Raw genomic sequence first — 11,545 nt, forward strand, 5'->3', positions numbered from 1 at the left:
TCATGAACGTACCCGACACGGCGCTCCGCTCCCCCGCCGCCACACCCACACCCACACCCACCCCCGCCGTCCGTCAGGCCGACGGGATGGCGGTGGCCTCCTTCGTGTTCGGCCTTGTCGGCCTCCTGGCGATGAACCTGCTCCTGGGGCCGACGTCGATCGTCCTCGCCGCCCTCGCACTGCACCGCGGTACGAGCCGGCCCGGCCGCGCCCGGCTCGGTCTCGCCCTGGGCATCGCGGACCTCGCCGTCCTCGCCTGGCTGGTCAGCGCGGACCAGACCTGGTCGTGGAGCATCGGCTGAGCCACCCGCGCGCCGGCACCGCTACGGGAGCGGGGCCCCGCGGGCGGTGAGCCACAGGTCGTACCACTCCTCGTGCGTGAGGTCGGGCTCGCGCAGCGCGGCGTCGCGGCAGGCACGGATGCGCTCGGGGCGGCCGCTGCCCACGACGGGGGCGATCCGCGCCGGGTGCCGCTGGAGCCACCACAGCAGGACCGTCTCCGGCGTCGTGCCCTTGGCGTCGGCGAGGTCCCGTACGAGACGGCCCGTCGCCCGCTCGGCGGGGCTCTCCTGCCGTCCGGTGAAACGGCCCTGTGCCAGCGCGCCCCAGGCCTGGAGGCGGACCCCGTACTCCAGGCAGTACTCGACCGTCCCGGCCGGGAACCCGCCCGCCGCTGCCGCGGGCGTGTTGACGAGGACGCCGTCCTCCAGCCAGTCCCTGCGGTCCAGGCTCATCTCCAACTGGTTGGCGACCAGCGGGAATGCGAGGTGCCGCTGGAGGCGGGCGATCTGCGCGGCGTTCATGTTCGAGACACCGAAGCGGCGGACGAGCCCCTGCTCGCGCAGCGAGGTGAGCGCCGCCGCGACGTCCTCCGGGTCGGCCAGCGGATCGGGCCGGTGCAGGAGCAGGACGTCGACGGCGTCGGTGCGCAGGCGCCCGAGGCTCTCCTCGACCCGCCGCACGATGGTGGAGCCGCGCAGGTCGTAGATCCCGGGGCGGTCCCCGTCCGCCAGTCGGATCCCGCACTTCGTCTGCAGCACGATCCGCTCGCGCAGGCCGGGGGTGCGGGCCAGGACCTCACCGAAGACGGCTTCCGCCTTGCCGCGGCGGTAGATGTCGGCGTGGTCGAAGGTGTCGATGCCACTGTCCAGCGCCGCCACGATCGCCGCCTCGGCCGCGTCGATGTCGGCCGGTCCGTACGCATCCGTGTCCCAGCTGCCGCCGAGCGCCATGCATCCGTACAGCAGCCGGGTGCCGTCCTTCTCCGGTGGTGTGATCGCCATGCCGCTCACCCTACGAGGCCGCAGGCTTCGTGGCGGGCCGGGGGCGGGGGGCCTCCACGGGCTTCCTCTGCGGCGGAGGCGTCCTCGGCGGGTAGGAGGGCGGCACCTTCGGTCCGCTCGTACGGGTCGGCATCGTCGTCATGCGACCACGCTACGGGCTGGGGCGCCTTGCGGGCCGGTGAGTTCCCGAGGGAGGGCCGCGGCAGGCCCACCACCGCGCGGGTTGCGCGGTGGTGGGCCCCCAGCGGCTCCTGCGGCTCCTGCGCTGCCCTCGTTACGGGGCCATCTCGTACGCCCCGGACAGCGCCTCGACGCGGTCCCAGACCCGGGCCGAGCGGGCTTCGTCGACGACCGGGCGCCGGACCGCGCCGAGCGCCCAGCCCTGCTGCTGCTCGGTGGCGGAGTCCTTGCCGTGCAGTTCGACGGCGTGCGCCGAGAAGTCCCGTACGAGCACGGCGAACAGCTCGTCCAGCACGTCCTCGTCGAGGCCGGTCAGCCGCGCCTGCTCCAGGATCAGCTGGCCGTGGACGACGAGCGCGAAGAGCTGGCCGACGGCGAGCAGGAGGTCGAGGTCGCGGCTCTGCTGCTCGTCCGGGGCGGCGGTGGTGACGAACTCGCAGAGCGCGTCGGCCTGTTCGCGGAACCGGGCGACGTTCGGCACCGCGGCGTACGCGTCGAACGCGGGGCGCCAGTCGTGGAAGCGGACGGAGCCGAGGCCGCGGGCCGGGCCCTGCCGGAAGAGGAAGTCGTCGTCGGCCGCGTCGAGGCGGGTCGGCACGGCGGGGTAGTCCACCGGGTCCAGCAGGTGGTTGCGCATGAACTTGAGGATCAGCGCGAGGTTGACGTGGACCGTGCCCTCCAGCTTGGGCAGTCCGCGGATCTCGACGGCGGCCTGGGCGAAGTAGTTGTCCTTCTCGAAGCCCTTGGCGGCGATGACGTCCCACATCAGGTCGATGACCTTCTCGCCCTCCGTGGTCACCTTCATCTTCGTCATCGGGTTGAAGAGCAGGTAGCGGCGGTCGTCGGGGCCCGCGGTGCGGAAGTAGTCGACGGCGCGGTCGCTGAACAGCTTCATCCCGACGAGGCGTACGTACGCGTCCGCCAGCTCGCGGCGCACGTGCGGGAAGGCGGTGACGGGGCGGCCGTAGAGGATGCGGTTCTGCGCGTGGGTGACGGCCTCGTACATCGCGTGCTCGCAGATGCCGATCGAGGCGGTGCAGAGGTTGAACTTGCCGACGTTGACGGTGTTCAGGGCGGCGTCGAAGGCGGCGCGGCCGGTGTGCAGGACGTCGTCGGCGCCGACCGGGTACTCCTCCAGGCGGAACTCGCTGACGTACTTGGAGGAGTCGACGACGTTCTTCACCAGATGGTAGGCCGGATGGCGGCTGTCGGCGGCGAAGAAGACGTACCCGTCCGGGCCCTCGACGTCCGTGCGGCGGCCGAAGACGGAGACGAGGCCGGCGGCGTTGCCGTTGCCGATGTAGTACTTGGAACCGGTGGCGCGGAAGCCGCCGTGGCCGTCGGGCTCCAGCAGCATGTCGGTGGAGTAGATGTCGGCGCCGTGGGTCTTCTCGGAGAGGCCGAACGCGAACACCTCGCCCTGGGAGAGGAGTTCGGCGGCGCGGGCGCGGGCGGCGGCGTTGTCGCTCTGCCAGACGGGGCCGAGGCCGAGGATCGTCACCTGCCACGCGTACCAGTAGTCCAGGCCGTAGAACCCGAAGATCTCGTTGAGGGCGGCGATCCGGGCGGTGTCCCAGCGCTTGTCCGGCCGGCCCTCGGCGTCGGCGGACGGGGTGAGGAAGGTGGCGAACAGGCCTTCCTTGGCGGAGAAGGCGAGGAAGTCGCCGAGCCAGGCGCGGGTGCGGTAGTCCTCGATCAGCTTGCGCTTGCCGCGCTCCTCGAACCAGTCGACGGTGGCGCGCAGCAGCCTGCGGGTCTCGGGGTCGAAGTGCTGCGGGTCGTAGGTGCGCGGGTTGAACAGGAGGGAGTCGGCCATGGAGGTTCGCCTTCCGGAGAGGGTTGAGGGGTAAAGGTGCCGGTTCCGAAGGTGCCGGTTCTGAAGGTGCCGGTTCCGAACCGGGGGGGCAGCGGCTCAGGCGCGCGGGCGGGGCGCTGCGAGCCGGTGGACGGTGGCGAGTACGTCGTCGAGCCAGGCGATCGTCATGCGCTCGTACGCGATGCCGCCGCGGAGGACGACGTGCTGCAGTTCCTGGCCGGCGTCGAGCGGTGCGGGGGCCTCGGGGCCGGTGAAGTCGCGCAGTTCCCCGGCGAGGTAGCGGGCGAGCCGGTCGCCGTGCGCCCGGCGGTGCCGCTCGACCTCGCGGACCAGTGCGGCCGGGTCGTCGAAGGCCGCGCCGCGGATCTTGACGGCGAGGTCGTGGCGGAGGCTCTCGGGTTCGATCGGCTCGTGCAGCCACCGCGAGAGCGCGGCGCGGCCCGGGTCGGCGACGGAGTACTCCTTCTTGTCCGGCCGGCCCTGCTGGGCCACCTCGCGGGCGGCGAGCAGGCCGTCGGTCTCCATGCGCTTGAGGACGCGGTAGATCTGCTGGTGGGTGGCGGTCCAGAAATAGCCGATGGACCGGTCGAAGCGCCGGGCGAGCTCATAGCCTGACCCCGGCTTCTCCAGCAGCGAGACGAGGATCGCGTGTTCGAGCGCCATGCCCCCGATCCTTCTATGCAACTCGTTGCATAGACAAGTGGCAGCGCCCGGGTGAGACGCGGCTCACCCGGGCGCTGACGGCGTACGAACCTTTTACCCGTCCCTGATGGCATGCCCCGGTCAAATCTGCCAGGCTCTTCCGGCACACGCACAGCCCGCGGCTGCCCTCCGGCGCACCCGAGCCGACCGGGCGGCCACCGAGCAGGCCGGAATCCGGCCGCCTCAAAGGAGTTCCGCGTGAGACCGACCCCCCACAAGGCCCTCGCAGCGTGCATATCCGCCTTCGCCGCGTTGGCCACCGCCGCACTGTCCATCACCCCGGCCACGGCCGCCCCGCACCGGGCGTCCCCGGCGGCCACCGCCTGCACCCCGGGCCAAGTGGTCGCCAACGGCGGCTTCGAGAGCGGCACTTCGCCGTGGACCCAGTCGCAGACCAGCATCATCACCAGCCGCGCCGGTCAGGCCGCGCACGGCGCCACCACCTTCGCCTGGCTGAACGGTGTAGGCCGTACGCACACCGACACGCTCTCCCAGAACGTCACGATCCCGTCGGGATGCAGCACCGCCACCCTCACCTTCTGGCTGCACATCGACACCGCCGAGACGACCACGTCGACGAAGTACGACAAGCTGACGGCGAAGATCGGCAGCACGACGCTGGCGACGTACTCGAACCTCGACAAGAACACCGGCTACGCCCAGAAGTCGTTCGACGTGTCGGCCTTCGCGGGGCAGACCGTCAGCGTCGCCTTCACCGGTACCGAGGACTCCAGCCTCCAGACGAGCTTCGTCGTCGACGACGTCGCGCTCGACACCTCCGGTGGCACCACCCCGCCCGGGGACTCCACGCGCACCCCGGCCGCCCCGTCGTACACCGTCAACCTCAGCAGCAACACGAGCGGCACCGTCTGGACCGGCCACGAGAGCGCCAGCTTCACCAACGCCTCCCCCACCCCGCTCAGCGAGGTGTACCTGAGGCTGTGGGACAACTACCACGGCACCTGCTCCGCCATGCCGATCACGGTCAGCAACGTCACGGGCGGCACCGCGGGCGCCCTCTCGGTCGCCTGCACCGCGCTCAAGATCGACCTGCCGACGCCGCTGACCCAGGGTCAGACCGCCACGATCGGCTTCGACTTGGGCATCACGGTGCCCAGCGGCGCCGACCGCTTCGGCTACGACGGGGCCTTCAGCATGCTCGGCAACGCCCTGCCCGTCCTCGCGGTCAGGGACGGAGCGGGCTGGCACCTGGACCCGTACACCAACAACGGAGAGTCCTTCTACTCTCTGGCCTCCGACTTCCGCGTGGCCCTCGACCACCCGAACACCCTGCTCGTCCCGGCCACCGGCGCGTCGGTGGACACCCCCGGCACGAGCGGGCGTACGGTCACCACGGCCACCGCGACCAAGGTCCGTGACTTCGCCTGGGCGGCCGGCCCGTTCAGCAAGATCTCCGGCACCTCCGCCGCCGGCACGCCGATCAACATCTACTCCGTGTCCGGCATCAGTTCGGCCGACTCGCAGTCGATGCTGACCACCGCCAAGTCCGCCGTGGACGCGCACTCGGCGCGGTTCGGCGCCTACCCGTACGGCGAACTGGACGCCGTCATCGACAACAACTACTGGTTCGGCGGGATGGAGTACCCCGGATTCGTCCTCGACCTGGTCAGCACCACGGCGCTCACCCACGAGATCGGCCACCAGTGGTGGTACGGCATCGTCGGCGACGACGAGTACACCAGCCCGTGGCTCGACGAGGCGTTCACGGACTACGCCACCGACCTGGCCCTGAACAAGACGGGCGCCAGCTGCTGGAGCAGCGTCTCGTGGGCCTCGTCCGCCGAGAAGATCACCAACTCCATGGGCTACTGGGACGCCCACTCCTCCCGCTACTCCACCGTCGTCTACGGCTACGGCAAGTGCGCCCTGCACGACCTGCGGCGCGTCCTCGGTGACACGGCCATGGCCAACCTGCTGAAGGGCTACGCCACTTCGCACTGGTACGGCGTCTCCACGACCGCCGAGTTCAAGGCCGCCGCGCAGGCCGCCACGACCACGGACCTGACCTCGTTCTGGACCCAGCACCGTATCGACGGCTGACCTGACGAAGGCCGGGAACCGGCCTGGCAACGATTCGCCGCGGTGGGCGCCTCTTCCGGCGCCTGCCGCGGCGAACTCATGCGTGCCGAAGGAACCCTGGCCGCGCGAGAATCGCCTGATGAACGATATGGGTGGGACGACCGGGGATCTGAAGGACAGCGTCGACGCGTGTGCCCAGGGGTGGCTCGGCGGGCTGATGATCAATCCGGCACTGCCCAACTCGGCGCCGGCGCGCTTGCTCACCGTCGAGGAGCTGCCCGGCCACTCCTCGTTGTGGCTTCAGTGGCGCACCCTCGACGCCGAAGCCACCGGCATGCTGGTCACCTCGCCGCATGCCGGTCACCGGAAGCAGGCTCTGGAGAACCCGGACGCCGACGTCGACGTCCTGGCGGGGCTCGCGCACGATACGGAGCCCCGGATCCGCTTCGCCTACGCCGTGCTCGTCGGTGACTTCGGCCGGCGCATACCGGACGGCGTGCTGGAGACCCTGGCCGGGGACGGCGAGGCACGCGTCCGGCGGGCGGCGACCGGCCATCGGGGACTTCCCCTGGCCGTACGGGCCCGGCTCGCCCGGGACGAGAACGGCTCGGTACGGGCCGCAGCCCTCACCCCGGAGGTGTGGCCCCTGCTCGGCGCCGACGTACGCGAGGCCCTCCTCGCCGATCCGGAGCCCGAGGTCCGCAAGGCCGTCGACAGCCTGCTCGCCCCTGAGCCCGAGCCCGTGCCCGTGCCCGTGCCCGAAGTCGCTCCCGGGCTCCGCGTCGAGGACCCCGACCCGTACGTACGCCGGGCGGCCGCCGAGGATCCGAGCGTGGAGACGGGTTTGGCCCTGCGGCTCGCGGACGATCCCGACGACGGCGTCCGCCTCGCCCTCTCCCTGCGGGAGGACCTCACCGAGGAGCAGCGCTCCGCGATCGCCTACGTCGTACCGGACGGCTACCACACGCCTCCCCGCTGGGTGGTGGAGCGCGGCCACGAACCGGAGGTCGCCCGCCGGGCCGCCGCCTCCGGCCATGTCCTGCTGCGGCGGAGCATCGCCATGCAGGAGCGGCTCCCCGCCGATGTGGTGGAGCTGCTGGCCGAGGACGAGGACTTCTTCGTCAGGCTCACCCTGTGCGAATGCTGCCACGACGCACCTCACGAGCTCGTGGTCGAGATGTACGCCAACTGCACGGGCTCAAGTGGAGCTTCCTGAGCCGCCATCCGAACTTCGCCAGGCCCGGCCTCGCCCGCTACGCCGACCACCCCAATCCCCGGCTGCGCCATGCCGCACTGTCCGATCCCGACGGCGGCCCCGATCTGGTGCTGCGCCTGGCCGCCGACCCGGCCGTCTCCACCTGGGCCGTACGGGACCCCCGGCTGCCCGCCGGCGAGTTGCTCCGGCGGCTCGCCCTCCCCGCCGGCGCACTCGCCGCCGCGGCCAACCCCGCCCTGCCGCCCGCGGTGATGCACCGGCTCCTCGACCTGGCCGGGGTGGCCGCCGGGCCGCCGCGCTAGGCCGTGCCCGAGGGAGCGAAGGGGCCGATCGTGCCGAAGGCTCGTTCGGCGAAGCGGGTGCCGATGCGGTGGTGGGAGGCGGCGTCCGGGTGGAGCTGGTCGGGGAGCGGCAGTTCGGCGAAGTCCGCCTCCCCGTACAGTTCGCGGCCGTCCAGGTAGTGGAGGTTCGCGTCCTCGGCGGCTCGCTGCTCGACGATGCGGGCCAGTTCCTCCCGGATGACGCCCAGCGTCAGCTTTCCGGCGGCGCGCTCCGCCGGATCGCCCGCGGCGCGGAACTGGAGCCTGCCCTCGCCGAGGGTGCTGAAGTCCGGGGCCGTGGGGCCGGGGGTGTCCTCGTGGATCGGGCACAGGATGGACGAGACGACCAGCAGGGGCACGGTGGGGTGCCCCTCGCGGAGGGTGTCGAGGAAGCCGTGCACGGCCGGGGTGAAGGCGCGCAGCCGCATCAGGTCGTGGTTGACCAGGTTGATACCGATCTTGACGCTGACCAGGTCCGCCGGGGTGTCCCGCATGGCCCGGGCGACGAACGGGTCGAGCAGGGCGCTGCCCCCGAATCCCAGGTTGACCAGGTCCACACCGCCGAGGGAGGCGGCCAGCGCCGGCCAGGTCGTGGAGGGGCCGGCGGCGTCCGAGCCGTGGCTGACCGAGCTGCCGTGGTGCAGCCATACCCGGCGGCTGCCGTGCGGTGCGGGCTCGACGGGGGCGTCGGTGCGCAGCGCGACGAGCTCGGTGAACTCGTTGTACGGAAGCCAGATCTCGACGTCCTTCGGGCGGTCGGGCAGAGCGCCGAACCGGACGGTGCCGACCGGGCCGGGCCGGGTCTCCACGGACCCGGTGGTCATGTCGACCGTACGGACGTTGCCGCCGGTCACACCGGCCTGCGCGGCGAGCCGCCCGTCCACGAGCAGGTCGTACAAGCCGTCGGGACGGGGCGGGGCGCCCACGTAGGCCATCTTGGTGCGGAGCGTGTCGAGCTCGATGACGGTGGCCCGGGTGCGGAACACCAGCCGTACGCCGGAGGGCTGTGCCTCAGCCATCGCCATTTGCCCGTCGGTGTTCTGCGCGCGGGCCCACGCGGGGAGCCGGTGCGGGAGCAGGCCGTGCCCGGTGCGCTCCAGGTCGAGCGCGCCGCGCAGGAGGTCCGCGGTGAGGGGCGTGGTGAGGGGTGCGGTGGTCCCGTCGGAGGGGCCGGGTACGGATGCGTGCTGGTGGTTCATGGCCCCAGCGTGTCAACCGGATGCCTGATCGGCACATCACTTTCCCCGGCCTGCCCAGCCGATGTCGACCACGCGGGCCCGAATGCGAACGCGCCGGGTGCGACTCGGGTCGCAGGGGCCACCAGACCTGAGGGGGACGCCGCGGTCGGGGCGGGCCTCGGACCATGGCGAGGTGAATGCGATGAACGCGCACGTGCAGATGTCCCCCTGGGAAGCCCTCCTCGTGCTGGGCGCCTTCGCGCTCGTACTGGTGCGGTGGCTTCCTCCCCGCCCCCGGCGGCCGGTCGCCTTCGGCGCGGCGGGCGTGGTCGTACTGTCCGGGGCCGTGCTCGGCGTACTCGGGCTGCGCTGGCAGATGGTGCCGGTGCTGGCCGGTGCGGCCGTCGCCCTGCCGTTCGCCGTGTCGCCGTTCCTTCGGCGCGCGCCGCGCAGGGCTCCGTGGTGGCTGGCGCTGCCGGGGTCGGCGGTGTGCCTCGCGCTGGTCGCCGCGGGCCCGGCGGCGCTCCGGGCCCTGCCCACGCCGGTGTTCCCCGAACCGACGGGCAGCTTCGCGGTCGGCACCAGCGTCATCGAGCTGACCGACCCGGAGCGCCCCGAGAGCGCCACCGCCGCCCCCGACGACCGCCGTACGGTCGTCGCCCAGTTCTGGTATCCCGCGCGGAAGCCCCCCGCGGGCGGTCGCCGGGCCCCGTACCTCGGACGCACGGAAGACGAGGCACGCGTGGTCTCCGAGGCGCTCGCCGACTACGCCGGTCTTCCCGGGTTCCTGCTGGACGGGCTCCCGCGCGCCCGCACGCACGCCGCCTACGACGTCCCGGTGGCGGACACCGCGGGCGGCAACCGCAACGCGGAACGGTTCCCCGTCGTGCTGTTCTCCCCCGGCCTGGGCGGGGTGCGCACCCAGAACACGGCCTGGGCCGAGGAGTTGGCCGGCCACGGCTATGTCGTGGTCGGCCTCGACCACCCCTACGACTCCGCCGCGGTCGTGCTCGCCGACGGCCGCACGATCCGTACGGAGGTCTCGGCGACGGGCGACGACGCCGAGGACGAGAAGCGGGCGGCCGCCTGGACGGCGGTCCGCGCCGCCGATCTGAGCTTCGTACGGGCCCAGTTGGGCCGCATCGACAGCGGAGAGGTCGCCGGCCCGCTCACCGGACACCTCGACACCGCCCGCGTCGCGGCGGCCGGCCACTCCCTCGGCGGCGCCGCCGCCCTCCAAGCCGCCCGCCAGGACCCCGCCTTCGCCGCCGTCATCGACCTGGACGGCTTCCCCCACGACCCGTCCCCGCAACCCTTCCGCCAGCCGGTGCTCGCGCTCACCCAGGCCATCGGCCCGGACACCGACCCGGACTACCTCCCGCGCCTCACCCGCGTCCTCGGCCTCAGCAGCGCGACGGCCTACCGGCTCACCGTCCCCGGAGCCGCCCACCTCACCTTCACCGACGCCCCGCTGTACCTGCCGCCCCTCCCCTCGCTCGTCGGGTCCCTGGACCGGACGGAGGGCCCGCGCATCACCGCCGCCGCGAGCCTCGCCTTCCTCGACGCCGCCCTGCGTGACGGCCGGGGCGATCCGACCGCGGCCCTGTCTGCGTACGGCACCCTCGCCGTCCACCGTCCCGGGGGCCGATGAGGTCTCAAGTCCGCCGCGTGAACAGTCGGTTGAACTCCGGGGTGGGTCGGTCGCGCCGTGCATATGCTCCCTCCGTACGTCGTACGCCAGTACTTCGAAACGTAAGGGGACCGCTTCGTGAGTGTCCGCATCCAACCCTCCTCCCAGGTCGACGAGAGCGCCGAACTCGGGGACGGGACCACGATCTGGGATCTGGCGCAGGTACGGGAGGGCGCGCGGCTCGGGCGCGACTGCATCGTCGGACGGGGGGCGTACGTGGGCCCCGGCGTACGGATCGGCGACAGCGTGAAGCTCCAGAACTACGCGCTCGTCTACGAGCCCGCAGAACTCGGCGACGGGGTGTTCATCGGCCCGGCCGCCGTGCTCACCAACGATTTCTACCCACGGGCCGTCGACCCGGACGGCAAGCAGAAGCGCGGTGGCGACTGGGAGGCCGCCGGTGTCGTCGTGGCCGAGGGGGCCTCGCTGGGGGCCCGGTCGGTGTGCGTGGCCGGGGTGCGGATCGGGCGGTGGGCACTGGTCGCGGCCGGCGCCGTCGTGTCCCGGGACGTACCGGACTTCGCGCTGGTCGCAGGGGTACCGGCCCGCCGCATCGGCTGGGTGGGCCGGGCCGGGGTCCGCCTGGTGGAGCGCGAGGGCGAGCCGGGCGTGTGGGAGTGCCCGCGCACCGGCGCACTGCACGAGGAGAAGGACGGAACCCTGGCCGAAACGCCGGACAAGCGGAACTGACGGTACGTCCGCACTTTAGGTCAGTGGCATTTCCGCAAAACCGCAATCAACGAACATCCTTGGGCATACCTTGTCCCTGTACACGGGATCTGAGCAGGCAACAGGCTTTGTTCAGTGGGGGGTTGTACACGACGAGGGCATCGCGGACCAAGTGACGACGGACGGCGCGCAACGCGCCCGTCCGGCGCTGCCGTTCGCGCGTGCTCCGGTCCGGGGCATCGCTGGGGGGATCCAGTGGGCGGCCTCGGACGGTCCGTGCCATCCGGGGGAGTCACACCGTCGGCACGTGCGCCGTCATGCGCAAACCCCTCCGCCGAACGACGACCGCCGGGTCTGTCCGAGGAGCGATCAGAGGGGGTAGGTGTGTTGGAGCCGTACAGCTCGGACATACGAAGTGCGCGCAGCACGCGGAAAGCCTGGGTGGGGACCC

Annotated in this window: 10 protein-coding genes; 6 read left to right on the forward strand and 4 right to left on the reverse strand. The window is 72.2% G+C overall.

Annotation, left to right across the window (positions count from 1 at the left end; all coding sequences use genetic code 11):
• The first annotated feature begins 2 nt into the window (after window positions 1–2).
• Window positions 3–302 carry a DUF4190 domain-containing protein gene (locus ACIQU4_RS20400; protein WP_403732409.1) on the forward strand — a complete coding sequence of 100 codons (300 nt, stop codon included), beginning with the start codon at window positions 3–5 and terminating at the stop codon, window positions 300–302.
• 21 nt (window positions 303–323) lie between these two features.
• On the opposite strand, the gene ACIQU4_RS20405 is transcribed toward ACIQU4_RS20400, so the two are convergent.
• From ACIQU4_RS20405 to ACIQU4_RS20415, 3 genes are all read right to left on the reverse strand, one after another.
• The gene (locus ACIQU4_RS20405) at window positions 324–1,283 is read right to left on the reverse strand and encodes an aldo/keto reductase family oxidoreductase (protein WP_403732412.1); all 960 of its coding nucleotides are present in this window, start codon (window positions 1,281–1,283) and stop codon (window positions 324–326) included.
• A 274-nt stretch (window positions 1,284–1,557) separates the two neighbouring features.
• Window positions 1,558–3,279: an acyl-CoA dehydrogenase family protein gene (locus ACIQU4_RS20410; RefSeq protein ID WP_403732417.1), complete on the reverse strand. Its 1,722-nt coding sequence runs from the start codon at window positions 3,277–3,279 to the stop codon at window positions 1,558–1,560.
• A 96-nt stretch (window positions 3,280–3,375) separates the two neighbouring features.
• Window positions 3,376–3,942 (reverse strand): PadR family transcriptional regulator, encoded by a 567-nt coding sequence (locus tag ACIQU4_RS20415; protein WP_403732423.1) that lies wholly within the window; start codon window positions 3,940–3,942, stop codon window positions 3,376–3,378.
• Between the two features lie 237 nt (window positions 3,943–4,179).
• Here ACIQU4_RS20415 and ACIQU4_RS20420 point away from each other — a divergent pair, with 237 nt between their 5' ends.
• From ACIQU4_RS20420 to ACIQU4_RS20430, 3 genes are all read left to right on the forward strand, one after another.
• Window positions 4,180–6,042, forward strand: coding sequence for a M1 family aminopeptidase (locus ACIQU4_RS20420; protein ID WP_403732427.1), 1,863 nt, complete (start codon window positions 4,180–4,182; stop codon window positions 6,040–6,042).
• 118 nt (window positions 6,043–6,160) lie between these two features.
• Window positions 6,161–7,237: a HEAT repeat domain-containing protein gene (locus tag ACIQU4_RS20425; RefSeq protein WP_403732430.1), complete on the forward strand. Its 1,077-nt coding sequence runs from the start codon at window positions 6,161–6,163 to the stop codon at window positions 7,235–7,237.
• The gene (locus ACIQU4_RS20430; protein WP_403732432.1) at window positions 7,162–7,539 is read left to right on the forward strand and encodes a hypothetical protein; all 378 of its coding nucleotides are present in this window, start codon (window positions 7,162–7,164) and stop codon (window positions 7,537–7,539) included. Before ACIQU4_RS20425 ends, ACIQU4_RS20430 begins: the two co-directional genes overlap by 76 nt.
• Here the strand turns inward: ACIQU4_RS20430 and ACIQU4_RS20435 are convergent.
• Window positions 7,536–8,756 (reverse strand): GDSL-type esterase/lipase family protein, encoded by a 1,221-nt coding sequence (locus ACIQU4_RS20435; RefSeq protein ID WP_403732435.1) that lies wholly within the window; start codon window positions 8,754–8,756, stop codon window positions 7,536–7,538. The two genes, ACIQU4_RS20430 and ACIQU4_RS20435, sit on opposite strands and share 4 nt — an antisense overlap.
• A 181-nt stretch (window positions 8,757–8,937) precedes the next feature.
• Here ACIQU4_RS20435 and ACIQU4_RS20440 point away from each other — a divergent pair, with 181 nt between their 5' ends.
• Window positions 8,938–10,386: an alpha/beta hydrolase family protein gene (locus ACIQU4_RS20440; protein WP_403732438.1), complete on the forward strand. Its 1,449-nt coding sequence runs from the start codon at window positions 8,938–8,940 to the stop codon at window positions 10,384–10,386.
• Window positions 10,387–10,503: 117 nt separating this feature from the next.
• On the forward strand, window positions 10,504–11,115 hold the full coding sequence (locus ACIQU4_RS20445; RefSeq protein ID WP_403732441.1) for a DapH/DapD/GlmU-related protein: 612 nt from the start codon (window positions 10,504–10,506) through the stop codon (window positions 11,113–11,115).
• Window positions 11,116–11,545 lie beyond the last annotated feature (430 nt).

The sequence above is a fragment of the Streptomyces sp. NPDC090741 genome, from assembly GCF_044769045.1.
GTDB lineage: Bacteria > Actinomycetota > Actinomycetes > Streptomycetales > Streptomycetaceae > Streptomyces.